This window comes from Streptomyces sp. TLI_171 (assembly GCF_003610255.1).
In the GTDB taxonomy this organism is placed as follows: Bacteria; Actinomycetota; Actinomycetes; order Streptomycetales; family Streptomycetaceae; genus Kitasatospora.
The window spans coordinates 1,279,599-1,296,762 of the sequence record NZ_RAPS01000001.1 but is presented as its reverse complement, the minus strand read 5'-3'; the positions used below and the strand labels follow the sequence as shown (position 1 = coordinate 1,296,762).

The following is a 17,164-nucleotide window of genomic DNA, read 5'->3' as shown; positions in this document are numbered from 1 at the left end:
GATGACCGCCACCGTCGAGTCACCCGCCTTCCTGCGCAGCGGGCTGCGGGCCGGCGACCTCGTGCACCGCTGCGAGCTGCCCGGGCCCGACCTGGACCCGGTCGTCGCCGCGGCCGCGCTGCGCGGCGCGGACCGCATCATGCTCAGCTGCCGGGCCACCGCGGCGGAGCCCGTCGTGCTGCTCGCCGTCGGCGAGCTGGCGGTCGCGCACCGGGCCGGGCCCGGGCCGTCGGCGCCCGACCCGGTCACCGCGGCGGTCGACTTCCTGGCCGGCCTGGAGTTCGAGCCGGGCGCGGAGCCCGACGAGCTCAGCTGGTACGGGTGCATCGGCTACGACGCGGTCACCGGCTTCGAGCGGCTCACCCTGCAGCCGTCGGCGCTGCCGACCTACGACCTGTTCCTGCCCGAGGTGCTGGTCCGCTTCGACGGGGCCGGGACCACGGTGGTCGGCCGGGGCGCGACCGCGGCGGCGGCCCGGGCGGCCGCCGAGCGGGTCGAGCGGGTGCTGGCCGGGGCCGGGCGGTTCCCGGCGGCGGCCGCCCGGGTCGGCGCGGGCGCGTTCGGGCACGGGCCGGACGAGTACCTGGAGGCGGTGCGCCGGGCCAAGGAGTACATCCTGGCCGGCGACATCTTCCAGGTGGTGCTCTCGGTGCGGTACTCGGCGCCGGGCGAGGCGGACGGCCTGACGGTGTACCAGCGGCTGGCCGAGTTCAACCGCTCGCCGTACCACTTCTGGTACCGCGGCGGGGACTTCGAGGTGGTCGGGGCCTCGCCGGAGCCGTGCGTCACGCTCACCGACCGGGACGTGCTGATCCGCCCGCTGGCCGGCACCCGGCCGCGCGGCGCCGACCGGGCCGCGGACCTGGCGGCCGAGCGCGACCTGATCGGCTCGGAGAAGGAGCTGGCCGAGCACCGGATGCTGGTCGACCTCGCCCGCAACGACCTCGGGCGGGTCTGCGTGCCGCGCAGCGTCCGGGTGCCGCGGCTGATGGAGGTCGAACGGTACTCCCACGTCATGCACTTGACCTCGGACGTGCACGGACTCCTGCGCCCCGAGTGCCGCACCGACGACCTGCTGCGCGCCAGCTTCCCCGCCGGCACCATGACCGGCGCCCCCAAGGTCCGGGCGATCGAGATCATCGACGAGCTCGAACCCGTCGGCCGCGGCCTCTACTCCGGCGCGGTCGGCTCCTTCGGCGTCCACCACGCCGACCTCTACCTGACCATCCGCGCACTCGTCCTGCACCAGGGCGAACTGCACCTGCAGGCCGGCAGCGGAATCGTCCACGACTCCGACCCGGCCGCCGAACGCGAGGAGTGCGTGGCGAAGCTCCGGGCCGCCGCCCGCGCCGCCGCCGTCAGCCTCGGACCGGGGGTTCACCCGTGATCGTCATCATCGACAACTACGACTCCTTCGTCTACAACCTCGCCCAGTACGCGGGCCAACTCGGCCACGAGTGCCGGGTGGTCCGCAACAACGACCTGACCGTCGAGGAGGTCGTCGGGCTCGACCCGAGCCTGATCCTGATCTCGCCCGGCCCGGGCGGGCCGCAGGACGCCGGGATCTCGCTCGACCTGATCCGCGACCGCGAGCACCAGGTGCCGATCCTCGGCGTCTGCCTCGGCCACCAGTGCATCGCCGAGGCGTTCGGCGCCCGCGTGGTGCGGGCCGCGGTGCCCATGCACGGCAAGCTCAGCCCCGTGCTGCACGAGGGCGTCGGCGCGTTCGCCGGGCTGCCCAGCCCGCTGGAGGTCACCCGGTACCACTCGCTGACCGTCGACCCGGCCTCCGTGCCGGACGAGCTGCAGGTCACCGCCTGGACCGAGAACGGCGAGGTGATGGGCCTGCGCCACCGCGAACTGCCGATCGAGGGCGTGCAGTTCCATCCGGAATCACTGTTCACCGAGAGGGGCCTCGACATGGTCGCGAACGCGCTGCGGGCAGCCGAGCGGGTGCCGGCATGACCGACCGTCAGGACACCGCCGCCACCGAGCACCTGCAGTCCGTGCTGCGCTGGCACTTCAGCCCCGCCACCGGCTCGCCGTTCTGGCTGAAGCGCCTGGACGGCCTCGGCTTCGACCCGCTCCGCGACGTGCACGGCTTCGCCGACCTGCGGAAGTTCCCCGACCTGAGCGACGAGCTGCGCACCGTCCCGGTCGACGACCTGGTCCCGGCCGGCTCCGCCCACCTCCCGTACGAGGTCTACGAGTCCGGCGGCACGCTCGGCGCGCCCAAGCGGGTCGTCGAGCACCTGTCCCGGCAGGAGGGCGTCGACTGGGTCGAGACGGTGCTGCCCGCGTTCGGCGGCGGCGGCCACTGGCTGCACGTCGGCCCGACCGGCCCGCACATCGTCGGCCGCTCGGTGCGCCGGCTCGCCCAGCTGCGCGGCGCCAAGTTCCTCACCGTCGACTTCGACCCGCGCTGGGTGAAGCTGCTGATCCGCACCGACCGGCGCCCGCTCGCCGACGAGTACGTGCAGCACGTCCTCGACCAGGTGGAGATCATCGCCGAGTCCCAGGACGTCCGGGTGCTGTTCATCACCCCGCCCGTGCTGGAGGCGCTGTGCGCCCGCGACCGGCTCTACCGGCTGCTGGCCGACCGGGTCACCGGCATCATCTGGAGCGGCACCAGCATCAGCGGCACCGCCCTGCGACTGCTGCAGACCGAGTTCTTCCCGAACGCCGAGGTGCGCGGGATCTACGGCAACAGCCTGATGGGCATCGCCCCGCAGCGCCCGCCGCTGCCCGGGGACACCCACCCGTGCGTGTTCCGCACCTTCCGGCCCCGCTCGGTGGTCGAGGTCGTCGACCCCGGCACGGGGGAGCGGGTCGCCCCCGGCGAGCGCGGCCGGGTCCTGGTCCACCTGCTGACCAAGGACCTGTTCCTGCCGAACGTCGCCGAGCGCGACACCGCCGTCCGGATCGCCCCCGCCGACGGCGACGCGACCGGCGACGACCTCGCCGACTTGCAGCCCTACCGGGCGACGGCCGGCGCCCAGGTGATCGAGGGCGTGTACTAGTGACCACCCCCACCCTGCAGCCGCTGGTCGCCGGCGAACACCTCGCCTGCGACGAGACCGTGGACCTGCACGGCGCCGACGGCGCGCCGCTGGCCCGGGTCGGCGTCTCCCCGACCCTGCTGCTGCACCTCGCCATGCGGCGGGTGCGCGGCACGGCCGTCCCGCCCGAGGTGTTCGAGCGGGCCGGCGCGCTGTTCGCCGAAGCCGAACTGGCCGGCGAGAGCGCCGAGTCCTACCGGGCCCGGGTGGTCGCCGCGACCGGCCTGCCGGACCGGGTGGTCGCCGACGGCCTGCGCAGCGTCCGCGCCGGCCTGGCCCGGCTGGCGGAGAGTACCTCCCGGCAACTCCCGGCGCCCGCCCCGGGCGTGCGCTGGGTGCCGCGCGGACGGACGCTCGGCGTCGTCACCCCGTCCAACCACGTCGACCCGCACCTGACCTGGGCCCGGGCGCTGTCGGTCGGCTACGGCGTGCTGGTCCGGCCCGGCACCCGCGACCCGTTCACGCCGTTCCGCCTCGCGGCGGCCCTGCTGGCCGCCGGCCTGCCCGGGCACACCCTGGCCGTGCTGCCCGGCGACCACGGGCTCGGCGAGCGCCTGCTGGAGGCCACCGACCTGGGCATCGTCTACGGCGGGCCGAGTGCGGTGGCCCGCTGGGAGCACCGGCCCTCGGTGCTGACCCGCGGGCCCGGGCGCAGCGCCGCCCTGCTGGACCGGCCGCTGTCGCCCGACACCCTGGACGCGCTGGCCCACGCGGTCGCCGCGGACGCCGGCGTCCGGTGCGCCAACACCTCGGTGATCCGCACCGCGGGCTCCCCGGCGGAGACCGCCGACGCGCTGGCCGCCCGGCTGGACGCCCTGCCGTCCCACCCGGCGGCGCGGGCGGAGGCCGTGCTGCCGGTCTTCTCCGCCACCCAGGCCGCCCAACTGCGGCGCGCCGTCGCCGACCTGGAGCGCGACGGCCTGCGCCGGCACACCGCGGGCGACGGGCCGGCCCCGCTGCCCGACGGCACCTGGGCCGGGCGCCCGGTGGTGCTCAGCACCACCGACCCCCGGCACCCGGCGATCGGCACCGAACTGCCGTTCCCGTTCGTGGTGGTCGCGCCGTACGCGCCCGCCGACGGGGTGCGGCAGTTCGGCCGGACCCTGGTGCTCTCCCTCTACAGCGACGACCCCGACCTGCCGGAGCAGGCGCTCGCCGAGCCCGGCGTCCGACGGGTCGTCATCGGCGGCACGCCGCCCTGGACCGGCGCCCCGCAACTGCCGCACGACGGCAGCCTCGCGGACTTCCTGCTGGAGCCCAAGGCGCTGCTCTCGGACAAGGAGCCCCTCGCATGAAGCACGTGGTCGTCACCGGCGCCTCCGGCGACCTCGGCACCGCCGTGGTGGCCCGGGCGGTGGCCGCCGGGGCGGAGGTCCTGGCCCAGTACCACTCCCGGCCACCGGAGCTCGCGCACCCCGCGGTCACCCCGGTCCGGGTGGACCTGACCGCCGACAGCGGCCCGGCCGAACTCGCCGCGGCCGTGCCGTGGGAGGGCGTGGACCTGCTGGTGCACTGCGTCGGCGGGGCCCGGGCCACGCCGTTCGGCGAACTGGGCACCGCCGCCTGGCGGGAGTCCCTGCAGCTGAACGTCGAGGTGCCGTTCACCGTCACCCGCGAGCTGCTCGGCCCGCTGGCCGCGGCCCGCGGCGCGGTGGTGAACCTGTCCAGCGTCGCCGCGTTCACCGGCGGCGCGTTCGGCCCGCACTACGCCGCCGCCAAGGCCGCCGTGGTCGGCCTGACCCGGTCCGCCGCCCGCGAGCTCGGCGAGCGCGGCATCCGGGTCAACTGCGTGGCGCCCGGCCCGGTGGCCTCGGCGATGACCGACTCGCTGCCCGGCGAGGTGCTGGCCGGCCTGCTGGCCTCCACCGCGCTGCGGCGGGTGGTGACGCCCGAGGAGGTCGCCGACACGGTGTTCGCGATCGGCGCGGCCACCGGCGTCACCGGTCAGACCCTGGTCGTCGACGGCGGCCGCTTCCTGCACTGACCGTCACTCATCCACCCACGTTCACAGAGGAGTTCCGGTGCTGTTTGTCTGCAGGGCTGTCGACGAGGACGCGGTGCGCGAGCGGATCCACGCCCGCGTGCCCACGCCGCACGGCGCAGTGATCTGCCGCGTCGGCGACCAACTGCTGGTGCACGTGCCGGACGACCGGTCGGTGGCCGCCGAGGTGCTGGCCGAGTCCGGGCTGGTGCAGCGGACGCTGGCCGACCACTCGGACGCGCCGCTGACCGACCGGGCGGCCGCGCCGCTCGGGTCGCTGGTCCGGCTCGGCGGCCAGGCGACCGTCGGCGGCGTCGACTTCACCCTGATCGCGGGGCCGTGCGCGGTCGAGAGTCCGGAGCAGATGGCCGCCTCCGCGGAGCTGGCGAAGGCCGGCGGCGCGGTCGCGCTGCGCGGCGGCGCCTACAAGCCGCGCAGCTCGGTCTACAGCTTCCAGGGGCTGGGCGAGGAGGGCCTGCGGATCATGGCCGAGGCCGGGAAGCGCTCCGGCCTGCCGGTGGTCACCGAGGTGCTCGAACCGGCGACCGTCGACCTGGTCGCCGAGTACGCGGACGTGCTGCAGGTCGGCACCCGCAACGCCCAGAACTTCAGCCTGCTGAAGGCCGTCGGCCGGGCCGGGCGCCCCGTGGTGCTCAAGCGCGGCTTCGGCTGCACCGTCGGCGAGTGGCTGCAGGCCGCCGAGTACGTGCTCGCCGCCGGCAACCCCGACGTGGTGCTGTGCGAGCGCGGCATCCGGACCTTCGAACCGGCCACCCGGTTCACCCTCGACCTGGGCGCGGTCGCGGTGGTCAAGCACCGCAGCCACCTGCCCGTCATCGTCGACCCCAGCCACGGCACCGGCCACCGCCACCTGGTCAAGCCGATGGCGCTGGCCGCCGCCGCGGTCGGCGCGGACGGCCTGCTGGTCGACATCCACCCCGACCCGGCGGCGGCGCTCTGCGACGCCGACCAGGCCCTCGACCGGGACCGCTGGTTCGACCTGGCCGGCGCCGTCCGCGACGTGCTCACCGGCCTGGGCCGGGGGCTGACGCTCCCTCAGGGCGCGACCGAGCCGCAGCCGGAGACCGAGCCCGCCGGGCGGGCCCGGTGACCCGCCGCCCGGACCTGGCCGTGATCGGCGGCGGCGTGGTCGGGCTGGCCGTCGCCTGGCGCTGCGCGCAGCGCGGGCTGGCCGTGGAGGTCCACCACGAGGAACTCCCCGGCACCGCCTCCGCGGTCGCCCCCGGCATGCTGTCGCCGGTCAGCGCGGCGGACTTCCCCGACCCCGAGCTGCTGGCCTTCGCGCACCGGGCCCGGCACCGCTGGCCCGGCTTCGCCGCCGAGCTCGCCGAGGCGAGCGGCACCGACCTCGGGTACGGCGCCGAGGGGCTGCTGCTGGTCGCCCACCAGGAGTCGGACCGCGAACGGGTCGCCGCCATGTACGGCTTCCGGGAGGGCCACGACGCCCCGCCGAAGGCCCTGGACGCCGACGAACTGCGCTCCCTGGAACCGCTGTTGTCGCCCGAGGCGGTCGGCGGCGGCTTCGTCACCGAGGACCACCACGTGGACGCGCAGCGAGTCCGGGCGGCGCTCCGGCTGGCCGCCGCGGCGGCCGGCGTCCGCTTCGTGGAACGCCGGGTCGGGGCGCTCGGCGAGGTCGCCGCGGACGCGGTGCTGGTCGCCGCCGGCTCCTGGTCGCCCGAGCTGCACCCGTGGCCGGTCACACCGGTGCGCGGCCAGGTGGTGCTGCTGCGGGACCCGGCCGGCGGGCCCGGCTTGCGGCACGGCATCCGCGGCGTGGTGGACGGGCAGCCGGTGTTCCTGGCCGGCCGGCACGGTCACGAGACGATCGTCGCCGCCACCCTCGACCACACCGGCTTCGACGTGCGGCCCTCCGAACGGGACACCGAGGCGCTGCTGCGCTCCGCGGTCGCGCTGGTGCCCGCACTGGCCGGCCACCGGGTGGTGGAGACCCGGGTCGGGCTGCGGCCCGACACCCCCGACCACCTGCCGGTGATGGGCCGCGTCCCGGGCCGCCCGCACACCTACGCGGCCACCGGCCACTACCGGCACGGCGTGCTGCTGGCGCCGGTCACGGCGGACCTGCTCGCCGACCTGGTGGTCACCGGCACGGACGGCATACCCGCCGCCTTCGCCCCCGATCGGTTCCGAACAGCTAAGGAAAGTGCTCCGCGATGACACCTCCACCTGCGTCCACCACGCCGCCGCCGAAGAGCCGGCCGCTGCTGGGGTGGCTGGACCCGGCGCGGCTGCTGCCGGTCGCCTGGCCGGTGTACATCGAGCTGATGTCGGGCGTCATCGCCGGCATCATCTCGGTGGTCTGGATCGCCCGGCTGGGGGCGTCCGCGCTGGCCACCGTCACCATGGCGAGCACCCTCGAGAACGTGCTGATGAGCGTCATCCTGGCGGTCAGCGGCGGCACCACCATCCTGCTGTCGCAGGCCGTCGGCGCCAACGAGTACGCCCGGCTGCGCCCGGTGCTGCGGGCCGCGTTCCGGCTCACCCTGCTGATCACCGCGGTGATCTGCGTGGTGCTGTTCGTGCTGCGCGAGCCGCTGGCCCGGCTGATCCTCGGCTCCGACGAGCAGACCGCGGTCGGGCTGTCCGTCGACTACCTGACGATCTCGGTGCCCGGCATCGCGGTGTTCTACGGCCAGTACCTGGTGGACAGCACCTTCAAGGCGACCGGCGACACCCGCACCCCGATGCGGATGGCGGTGCTGTCGAACCTGATCCTGGTGGTCGCCGACCCGATCCTGATCTACGGCTGGCTCGGCGTGCCCAAGCTCGGCGTGGCCGGCTCGGCGCTGGCCCTGGTCGGCTCCCGGGCGGTCACCCTCGCGGTGACCTGGCGGCTGTACCGGAAGTCCAAGCTGGTGACGGAGCTGGCCGCGGCCGCCGACACCGAGGAACCCGCGGACGCGGCGGGCCCGGTCCGCGAGATCCTGAAGGCCGGACTGCCGCTCGGGGTGGACTTCCTGGTGCGGATGGCCGCCGGCATGCTGATCGTCGGCGTGGTGGCCCGGTTCGGCACCGACCAGGTCGCCGCGTACGGCACCGTCACCCGCACCCTGCTGTTCCTCACCATGGCCGCCTACGCCATGCGGCAGGCCGCGACCATCATCGCCGCCCAGGCGAAGGGCGCCACCGACGAGGTCCTGCTGGCGGCCAGCCGCTCCTCCTCGGTGCGGCTCGGCATCGGCTGGTCGCTGCTCGGCGGCCTCGCGGTGCTCACCCTCGGCGGCCTGGCGGTGGACGCCGTCACCGACGACGCGGCGGTCCGCAGCGCCGCGCACGGCCAGATCCCCTGGCTGGCGGTCTACATCACGCTGCTGCTCTGCAACGTGACGCTGAGCGGCATCTTCCTCGGCGGCGGCCACGGCAAGGCGCTGGCCACCTCCACCACCACCGGCGCCGCCCTGCAGCTGTGCCTGGCCCCGGTGCTCGCCCTGACGCCGCTCGGGCTGACGGGCGCCTGGATCGCCATGATCGTCAACGCCGGGACGCAGACCACCGTGCTGCTGGTGCTGGCGACCCGTCAGACCCTCGCCACCAAGCTCGAAGCCAAGGAGGTTGCGGCATGACCGCGCCCGTGACGCTCGGAATCTCCGCCCTCGCCCACGTGCTGGGCGAACCCCAGGACGTGGCCGCAACGGCCGGCAGCTACGTCGACGACCCGGAGCGGGTGATCCGCTGGGGCTACCGCACCTACCACCGGGCCGCCCCGGGCGTCGGCCAGACCCGGATGGCGGCCGACGCCGCCCAGCGGGCGATGGACGCCGCCGGGCTGACCGCCGCCGACATCGACTACCTGGTGGTCGCCGACAGCGGCGTGCCCGAGTACCTCAACTGGGACGCCTCCGCCGCCGTCGCCCGCGAACTCGGCCTCGGCCCCACCCCCACCCTGCTCGCCACCCAGGGCTGCTCCTCCGCGGTGACGGCCCTTCAGCAGATCGCCGGCCTGATGGCGGTCCGCGAGGACATCCACCGGGTGCTGCTGGTCGCCGTGCACAAGGTCAGCGAGGCGCACATCAACCGGATGCGCAACAACACCTGCCTGGGCAGCGACGGCGCGGCCGCCGCGGTGCTGGAGCGCGGTCACGGCCGGCTGCGCTGGCTGGCCACCGACCAGATCGTCGACCCGCGCTACGTGGACTTCTTCCGGGTCGAGTTCGGCGGCGGCGCCGCCCCCGTCGGCGCCAACCTGGAGGTCGACCAACTCGCCCTGGTCCACCAGTACTTCCGCCGCGAGCCGGAGCAGCTCACCGAGTTCGTCAAGGACGTCGACCACCAGGTGGCCGCCGTGGTCGAGCGGGCCTGCAAGCGGGCCGGCGTGTCGCCCTCGGACATCCGGCGGCTGATCTACCTGAACGACAACCAGCACTCGCTGGCCGGCGTGGCCAAGGCGACCGGCATCCCGCTGGAGCGCACCAACGCCGCGCTCTCCACCGAGCTCAGCCACGTCGGCTGCGCCGACCAGCTGCTCTGCCTGAGCCTGTACGACCAGCGGGGCGAACTGGAGCCCGGCGACCTGGTGGCGCTGGCCGGACTCTCCGGCGGCATGCAGTGGTTCTGCAGCCTGGTCCGGGTCTGAGACGGTGTCGGACATGAACGACACCTCCGCATTCGACACCTCCGCCGCCGACCGCACCGACAAGCTCGCGCTCGACCGGGGCCGCACCGCCCTGCTGCGGCTGCCCGCCGAGGCCGGGCAGCCGGTGCCCGCCGTGGTGCTGCTGCACCCGTTCGGGGTCTGGGACCGGGACGCCTACCTGCCCGCCGAGGCCTCCGGCAACGGACCGGTCCGGCTGTTCGCCGACCTGGGCGCCGCCCTGGTCGCCGCCGGGATCGGCGCGGTCTCCTACGACACCCGCTTCCTGACGGAGGATCGGAACGGGGGCGCCGGGTCGGAGCGTTTCACCTTCACCGGCCTGGTCGACGACGCCGTCCGCGCGGTCGAGGAGCTGCGCGCCCACCCCGCGGTGGACGGCGACCGGGTATTGCTGCTGGGCGTCTCGATGGGCGCCGAGGTCGCGCTGGCCGCCGCCGAACGCCTGGGCGGCGACAGCCGCCTGGCCGTGGTCGCGCCGAGCGCCGAGGCCCGCCCGGTGTTCCAGCGCTGGATGAACCTGGACCGGCGGCTGGAGTGGCTGGCCGCCGGCTTCACCGCCGCCGACGGCACCGTCGACCTGGCCGCCGCGCTCGCCGACACCACCGGCCGCAGCGGCTGGTGGGACCCGTTCGACCTGGTCGACCGGTTCGGCCCGCAGGCCGACCTCGAAGTGCTGCGCGCCGAACTGGCGTTGGAGTACGACGCCTGGGAGGACGCGGCGCTCGCCGAGGGCGAGGAGTCGGCGCCCGCCTCCTTCTGGCGCGACTGGTTCGCCCAGCCCGCCCCGTACCGGCGGCTGTCCCGGATCACCGGCCGGATCGCCGTCCACGTCGGCGCCGAGGACTGGACCACGCCCACCCGGCAGGCCCACCTGCTGCACCGCGCCGCGCTCGCGCAGGGCCTGCACGCGCAGCTGAGCATCCACCCGCGCCTGGGCCACCTGATGTCGCCCCGCACCGCGGACGGCCTGCGCACCTACGGGCCGTTCGACCCGGATTTCCAGCGGGCCCTCGTCGCCTCGGTCGACGAGACGCTCCGCCCCGACCCGTCCCACTGAACCCACCCCTCACGGAAGGCCCCCGATGGCGAACCTGACGCTCGCGGAACTGATCGACCTGCTCAACGAGTGCAACGACTGGGAGGACCCGGTCGAGCCGACCGAGGACGTCCTCGACCAGCCCTACGACGCCCTCGGCTACGACTCGCTGACCCTGCTGAACGCGATCTCCAAGCTGGAGCGCAAGTACGGCATCGAGCTGCCCGCCACCATCACCTCCGAGGCGAAGACCCCGCGCGAACTGCTCGCGGCCGTCGACGCCCGCCTCGTCTGACGCCACCCCGCAACGACCACCCGAAGAACGGAGGACACCCGACGTGTGCGGAATCACCGGCTGGTACGACCGGGAGGGCGGGCTCGAACGCTCGCACGAGCTGGTCCGGCAGATGACCCGGACCATGGAGTGCCGCGGGCCGGACGAGGAGGGCATGTGGATCTCCGGCCCGGTCGCGCTCGGACACCGGCGACTGTCGATCATCGACCTGGAGGGCGGCAAGCAGCCGATGGTCGCCGACCACGACGGCGACCGCACCCTGGCGGCCCTCACCTTCTGCGGCGAGGTCTACAACTACCGTGAGCTGCGCGCCGAGCTGGTCTCGCACGGCCACAGCTTCCGGACCAACAGCGACACCGAGGTGGTGCTCCGCGCCTACCTGCAGTGGGGCGCCGACTTCGCCACCCGCCTCAACGGCATGTTCGCGATCGGCATCTGGGACGCCCAGCGGCAGGAACTGATCCTGGTCCGCGACCGGATGGGCGTGAAGCCGCTGCACTACTACCCGACCCCGGGCGGCGTGCTGTTCGGCTCCGAGCCCAAGGCGATCCTGGCCAACCCGCAGGCCCGCCGCACCGTCGACCGGGCCGGCCTGTGCGAGGCCCTGGACATGGTGAAGACCCCCGGCGCGGCCGTGTTCAGCGGCATGCACGAGGTCATCCCCGGCGAGATCGTCCGGGTCGACGCCAAGGGCATCCACAAGTCCCGCTACTGGACGCTCGAAGCGGCCCCGCACACCGACACCCGCGAGCAGAGCATCGGCCACGTCCGCGAACTCCTCGAGGACATCGTCGGCCGTCAGCTGATCTCCGACGTGCCGGTCTGCACCCTGCTCTCCGGCGGCCTGGACTCCTCCACCATCACCGCGCTCGCCGCGCAGGTGCTGGAGCGCGAGGGCCGCGGCCGGGTCAACTCCTTCTCGGTGGACTTCCGCGGCTCGGTCGACAGCTTCGAGCCGGACGCGGTGCGCGGCGCGCCCGACGCCCCGTTCGTCCGGGACCTGTCCGCGCACGTCGGCACCAACCACCAGGAGATCCTGCTGGACAGCGCCGACCTGTCCCGGCCCGAGGTCCGGGCCGCGGTGCTGCAGGCCACCGACGTGCCGCCCGCGTTCTGGGGCGACATGTGGCCCTCGCTGTACCTGCTGTTCCGCGCGGTGCGCCAGCACTCCACGGTGGCGCTGTCCGGCGAGTCCGCCGACGAACTGTTCGGCGGCTACCTCTGGTTCCACCGCCCGGAGGCCGTCGACGCGGACACCTTCCCGTGGCTCACCTCCGGCTCGGCCCGCTACTTCGGCGGCACCTCGCTGCTCGACGGCGGCCTGCGCGAGAAGCTCGACATACCCGGCTACCGGGCCGACCGGTACGCCGACGCCGTCGCCGAGATCCCGGCGCTGCCCGGGGAGAGCGAACTCGACCGGCGGATGCGCAAGGTGACGTACCTGAACCTGACCCGGTTCGTGCAGACCCTGCTGGACCGCAAGGACCGGATGAGCATGGCGGTCGGCCTGGAGGTCCGGGTGCCGTTCTGCGACCACCGCCTGGTCGAGTACGTGTTCAACACCCCGTGGGAGACCAAGACCTTCGACGGCCAGGAGAAGAGCCTGCTGCGCGCGGCGGCCCGCGACCTGCTGCCCGCCTCCATCCTGGAGCGCAAGAAGACCCCGTACCCGGCCACCCAGGACCCGGGCTACGAGGCCGCGCTGCGCGCCGAGATGACCCAGGTGCTGGCCGACCCGAACGCACCGGTGCTGCCGCTGCTCGACCGGGCCAAGCTCGGCAAGGTGCTGGACCGCTCGCTGAGCGCCACCAGCCTGCCGTACAGCCGCGGCGGCCTGGAGATGGCGCTCTGGCTGAACCGCTGGCTGTCGGCCTACGACGTGACCCTCGACATCTGACGGAGGACGGCAAGACGATGGAGTTCAGCCTGTTCTACTTCGCCAACGAGCAGGAGGCCGACGCCGGTTCGACCGACCGGTACGGCCTGCTGCTGGACGGCGCGAAGTTCGCCGACACGCACGGCTTCACCGCCGTGTGGACGCCCGAGCGGCACTTCCACGAGTTCGGCGGCATCTACCCCAACCCGGCCGTGCTCGGCGCGGCCGTCGCCGCCGTCACCGAACGGATCGGCATCCGCGCGGGCAGCGTGGTGGCGCCGCTGCACCACCCCGTGCGGATCGCCGAGGAGTGGGCGGTGGTCGACAACCTCTCCGGCGGGCGGGTCGGCGTGTCCTTCGCCTCCGGCTGGCACCCGCAGGACTTCGCGCTGCGGCCGGAGAACTTCGCCGACCGCAAGGAGAAGCTGGAGAGCACCGTCGCCGACGTCCGCGAACTGTGGCGCGGCGGCGAGCTCGCCGTCCTCGACGGCGCGGGCGAGCAGCAGCGCGTGCGCTCCTACCCGCGCCCGGTCCAGGCCGAACTGCCGGTCTGGATCACCAGCTCCGGCGGCCCGGAGACCTTCCGGGCGGCCGGCCGGGCCGGCGCCGGGCTGCTCACCCACCTGGTCGGGCAGAGCCTGGAGGAGCTCGCCGACAAGGTGGCGCTGTACCGCGAGGAGTACGCGGCGCAGTCCGGCGACCCGCAGGACCGCGGGCACGTGGTGCTGATGCTGCACGCCTACCTGCACGAGGACGAGGAGGTCGCCCGGGAGACCGTCCGGGCCCCGCTCAGCGCCTACCTGCGCTCCTTCGCCGGGCTCACCATGAGCTCCGGGCCGAAGGGCCGGAAGATCGACCCGGCCACCCTCAGCCCCCGGCACTTCGACGCGATGGTCGAGCGCTCCTTCGAACGCTACTTCGAGGAGGGCGGCCTGCTCGGCACCGTGGAGAAGGCCGCCGAGGTGGTCGAACGGGTCCGCAAGGCCGACGTGGACGAGATCGCCTGCCTGATCGACTTCGGGGTGGCCCGCGAGCAGGTGGTGGCGGGCTTCGGCCTGCTCGACCGGCTGCGCGCGGCCACCGCGGCCGTCGACGGCGCGCCGGCCGACCGGTCGCCGGCCCTCGCGGACGCCGGGTGACCCGGGCCGGGAGCGCGGACCGGGTGCGACTGCCGGAACTCCCCGCCACGGAGTTCCGGCGCTCCGCCGGCCGCTTCCCCACCGGCGTGACGGTGCTCAGCTGCGTGCGGGACGGGCAGGCGCACGGCATGACGGTGAACGCCTTCAGCACCGTCTCGCTCGACCCGCTGCTGGTCCTGGCGGTGCTCGGCAACGACTCCCTGACGACCCGTCGGCTGCTGGCCGGCGGCGGGTTCGCGGTGACCGTGCTGAGCGCCCGTCAGGAACCCACCGCCCGGGCGTTCGCGGACCGGGCCCGGGCCCGGGACGGCTCGCTGTTCGACGGCCTCGCGCACACGCCGGCCCCCGTCACCGGGTCGCCGGTCCTCACCGACGGCATCGCGTACTTCGACTGCGCGATCGACGCCGTCCACCCGGCCGGCGACCACACCATCCTGGTCGGCGCCGTCCGGGCGTTCGGCCCGCTCTCCGAGGAGCCCGCCCTGCTGTTCAGCCGCAGCCGCCTCGGCGCCGAACCGGACCCGGCGTCCGCCCCGGGGTCGCCGAAGTGACCCTGCACGGATGGGACGCGGGCCTGCTGGCCGCCGCCGCGACGGGAGCGGGCACCGTCAACGCGGTGGTCGGCTCCGGGTCGCTGATCACCTTCCCGGCCCTGGTCGCGATGGGCTACCCGCCGATCCTCGCCACCGTGTCCAACAACGTCGGGCTGGTCCCCGGCATGGGCAGCGCGGTGTACGGGTACCGGCGGGAGCTCGCCGGCCAGGGCCCGCTGCTGCGCCGCCTGGCGGCCGCGGCCGGCGCCGGCGCCCTGATGGGCAGCCTGCTGCTGCTCGTCCTCCCCGCGGCCTGGTTCCGCGCGGTGGTCCCGGTGCTGATCGGTGCGGCCTGCCTGCTGGTCCTGCTGCAGCCGGTGCTCTCCCGTCGCCGTGCCGACGGCCCCGCCGCCCGGCCGCCGCGGACCGGCCGGCTCTGGTGGGGCGTCTTCGCCACCGGCGTCTACGGCGGCTACTTCGGCGCCGCCCAGGGCGTCCTGCTGATCGGCCTGCTCGGCGCCCTCACCACCGATCACCTGCAACGCCTGAACGCCGTCAAGAACGCCCTCGCCCTGACCGTGAACCTGGTCGCCGCCCTGGTCTTCGTCTGCGTCACCTCCGTCGACTGGACGGTCGCCGCGGTCGTCGCGGCCGGCTCCACCCTCGGCGGCCTGCTCGGCGCCCGCTACGGCCGCCGCCTCCCGCCCGCCGGCCTGCGCTGGACCATCGCCGCCGTCGGCCTGCTCGCGATGGCCCGCCTGGTCGCCGGAACCTGACGCCGGGTCGGCCCGCCCGCCCGGCGGGCGGGCCGACCCGGCGGGGCCTACAGGGTGACGGTCCTGCCGCCGATGGCGACGACGAGGCGCCCGTCGGAGGCGAACGACCAGCTGAGGGCCCCCGCGTAGGGGGCGCAGCGGGAGCCGTTGGCGCCGGTCCAGAACTGGTTGGTGGCGTCGGCGTCGCCGAGGGTCCTGTCGTTGGAGCCGCTGACCGCGAAGCGGCAGGAGGTGTTGCCGCGGAACACCGAAGTGCCGCCGTCCCACGAGTAGTTGCGCTCGGTGTTGTCGATGCTCAGGTTGGTGGAGACCGCCATCGTGCCCGGGTTGCTGTTCCAGGTGAAGCCGTGGTGGCCGTTGTGGTACGCGATGCTGCGGCGGACGGTGTGGTCGACCGCGATGTCCTCGCCGCCGAGCTTGTAGCCGTTGCGGTCGCCGTTGGCGTTGACGGTGCCGTTGGAGAGGGTGCCGTTGCTGTACGACAGCGAGTCCTCGACGGTGACCGGGCCGATCGGGCCGGTGTCGGTCTTGGTGTACAGGTCCCAGCCGTCGTCGATGTTGTGGTGCGAGACGGCGTACCGGAAGACGTTGCCGGAGCCGACGGTGAGCTTCGCGGCGAAGCCGTCCGCGTTCTCGCCGCCGGCGTCGGCGTTGTCGTGCGACTCGGCGCTCAGGATCAGGTTGTCGGCCGGCCACTGGGAGCTCGGCGTGCTGGAGGAGATCCGGCCGAGCTGCAGGCCGGAGTCCCGGTTGTAGCGGGTGACGGTCCGTTCGATGACGTTGTGGCTGCCGCCGACGTAGATGCCGTTGTCGCCGGCGCGCTGCACCGTGATGCCGTACACCCGCCAGTAGTTGCCGTTGACGACCAGTCCGCGGTTGGCGGGGTCCTCGGCCATGGCGGAGAAGTCGAGCACCGGGGTCTCGCCCGGGTACGCGGAGAGCGTGGTGCGGGCGGACGCGGTGCCGTTGCTGCCGACCGGGACGGTGACGGTCTGCGCGTAGGAGTAGGTGCCGCCGCGCAGGTAGATGGTGCCGCCGGGGGTGACCCGGGCGATCGCCGAGGCGAGGGTGGTGGGGGCGGACTGGGTGCCGGCCGCGCCGTCGGTGCCGCCGGGGGCGACGTAGAGGGCGTTCGCGGTGGGCGGGTCGGTGGCGCTGACGTCCGCGGCCAGGTAGTCCAGGTTGGGCAGGCCGGCGGAGGTGGTGGGGTTGAGCCGGATCGTGTTGCTGCCCGAACGGACCTGCACGGTCAGGGTCTTGGTGGTCCAGCCGGTCCAGGCGCCGGTGCTCTCGAAGGACACCGAGCCCGCGGCGGAGCCGTTGACGGTGAGGTCGGCGGGCCGGGCGGCGGTGGTGCCGTTGGCGAACCGGACCTGCAGGGTCGCGGCGCCGGCCGCGGCCGCGGTCACGGTGAACTCGGCGTACGCGCCGGCCGCGTTGGTGCCGTTGCAGAAGCCGGCGCCGGAGAAACCGGTCCAGTCGGAGTCGACGGTGCCGGTGCAGACCGCCGGGGAGCTCTCGGCCTCGTAGCGGGTGGACGCGGCCTGGGCCGGTCCGCTGGACAGCACGGCCAGCGTGCCGGCCAGCAGGGTCGCGGATGCGAGGGCAGCTCTGGTGCGCATGCGTTCGTCTCCAGATGGGTGGGGTCAAGGATGTGAACGTGGTGCAGGCACGGCGCCGTTTCACGGATAAAGGCCTGTTGTGCGCGCGTCAATAGACGCGTACGTGACTGCTGTTCATGGATGTGAATATCGTTCGAAAAGTTTCGGAGTGGCTTTGTTTGCTTGCGGCCCCTTCGGCTGGTGTTGATGCGGCCAACTGGCGCGGCAGTGATCG

At 74.2% G+C, this 17,164-nt stretch carries 16 protein-coding genes; 15 read left to right on the top strand and 1 reads right to left on the bottom strand.

The window, feature by feature from the left end:
• The first annotated feature begins 1 nt into the window (after position 1).
• From BX266_RS05960 to BX266_RS05890, 15 genes are read left to right on the top strand one after another with little or no spacing between them, the layout of a single operon-like run.
• Entirely contained in the window at positions 2-1,387 is a 1,386-nt protein-coding gene (locus BX266_RS05960) for an anthranilate synthase component I family protein (protein ID WP_099897870.1), read from the top strand.
• A complete protein-coding gene (locus tag BX266_RS05955) occupies positions 1,384-1,965 on the top strand; it encodes an aminodeoxychorismate/anthranilate synthase component II (RefSeq protein WP_099897869.1) in 582 nt (193 codons plus the stop codon). Before BX266_RS05960 ends, BX266_RS05955 begins: the two co-directional genes overlap by 4 nt.
• Positions 1,962-3,020, top strand: coding sequence for a phenazine biosynthesis protein (locus BX266_RS05950; RefSeq protein ID WP_099897868.1), 1,059 nt, complete (start codon positions 1,962-1,964; stop codon positions 3,018-3,020). The genes BX266_RS05955 and BX266_RS05950 overlap by 4 nt, the downstream gene beginning before the upstream one ends.
• A complete protein-coding gene (locus BX266_RS05945) occupies positions 3,020-4,354 on the top strand; it encodes an aldehyde dehydrogenase family protein (RefSeq protein ID WP_099897867.1) in 1,335 nt (444 codons plus the stop codon). Before BX266_RS05950 ends, BX266_RS05945 begins: the two co-directional genes overlap by 1 nt.
• Positions 4,351-5,043 carry an SDR family NAD(P)-dependent oxidoreductase gene (locus BX266_RS05940; protein ID WP_099897866.1) on the top strand — a complete coding sequence of 231 codons (693 nt, stop codon included), beginning with the start codon at positions 4,351-4,353 and terminating at the stop codon, positions 5,041-5,043. Before BX266_RS05945 ends, BX266_RS05940 begins: the two co-directional genes overlap by 4 nt.
• Before the next feature lie 37 nt (positions 5,044-5,080).
• Positions 5,081-6,151, top strand: coding sequence for a 3-deoxy-7-phosphoheptulonate synthase (gene aroF, locus BX266_RS05935; RefSeq protein ID WP_180290396.1), 1,071 nt, complete (start codon positions 5,081-5,083; stop codon positions 6,149-6,151).
• The gene (thiO, locus tag BX266_RS05930; protein WP_218969231.1) at positions 6,148-7,239 is read left to right on the top strand and encodes a glycine oxidase ThiO; all 1,092 of its coding nucleotides are present in this window, start codon (positions 6,148-6,150) and stop codon (positions 7,237-7,239) included. The genes aroF and thiO overlap by 4 nt, the downstream gene beginning before the upstream one ends.
• Complete coding sequence (locus BX266_RS05925; protein WP_099897865.1) at positions 7,236-8,645, top strand: MATE family efflux transporter; 1,410 nt, start codon at positions 7,236-7,238, stop codon at positions 8,643-8,645. The genes thiO and BX266_RS05925 overlap by 4 nt, the downstream gene beginning before the upstream one ends.
• The gene (locus tag BX266_RS05920) at positions 8,642-9,655 is read left to right on the top strand and encodes a 3-oxoacyl-ACP synthase III family protein (RefSeq protein ID WP_099897864.1); all 1,014 of its coding nucleotides are present in this window, start codon (positions 8,642-8,644) and stop codon (positions 9,653-9,655) included. The genes BX266_RS05925 and BX266_RS05920 overlap by 4 nt, the downstream gene beginning before the upstream one ends.
• A 13-nt stretch (positions 9,656-9,668) precedes the next feature.
• Positions 9,669-10,730, top strand: coding sequence for a S9 family peptidase (locus tag BX266_RS05915; RefSeq protein WP_099897863.1), 1,062 nt, complete (start codon positions 9,669-9,671; stop codon positions 10,728-10,730).
• A gap of 25 nt (positions 10,731-10,755) precedes the next feature.
• Positions 10,756-11,004 carry an acyl carrier protein gene (locus tag BX266_RS05910; protein ID WP_099897862.1) on the top strand — a complete coding sequence of 83 codons (249 nt, stop codon included), beginning with the start codon at positions 10,756-10,758 and terminating at the stop codon, positions 11,002-11,004.
• Between the two features lie 43 nt (positions 11,005-11,047).
• A complete protein-coding gene (gene asnB, locus BX266_RS05905; protein ID WP_099897861.1) occupies positions 11,048-12,901 on the top strand; it encodes an asparagine synthase (glutamine-hydrolyzing) in 1,854 nt (617 codons plus the stop codon).
• A gap of 17 nt (positions 12,902-12,918) precedes the next feature.
• Complete coding sequence (locus tag BX266_RS05900) at positions 12,919-14,019, top strand: MupA/Atu3671 family FMN-dependent luciferase-like monooxygenase (protein WP_099897860.1); 1,101 nt, start codon at positions 12,919-12,921, stop codon at positions 14,017-14,019.
• Positions 14,020-14,042: 23 nt separating this feature from the next.
• Positions 14,043-14,570, top strand: coding sequence for a flavin reductase family protein (locus BX266_RS05895; protein ID WP_180290395.1), 528 nt, complete (start codon positions 14,043-14,045; stop codon positions 14,568-14,570).
• Positions 14,571-14,572: 2 nt separating this feature from the next.
• A complete protein-coding gene (locus BX266_RS05890) occupies positions 14,573-15,328 on the top strand; it encodes a sulfite exporter TauE/SafE family protein (RefSeq protein ID WP_099907451.1) in 756 nt (251 codons plus the stop codon).
• Positions 15,329-15,375: 47 nt separating this feature from the next.
• Here BX266_RS05890 and BX266_RS05885 read toward each other — a convergent pair whose 3' ends face one another.
• Positions 15,376-16,950: a carbohydrate-binding protein gene (locus tag BX266_RS05885; RefSeq protein ID WP_099897859.1), complete on the bottom strand. Its 1,575-nt coding sequence runs from the start codon at positions 16,948-16,950 to the stop codon at positions 15,376-15,378.
• Positions 16,951-17,164: the final 214 nt, after the last annotated feature.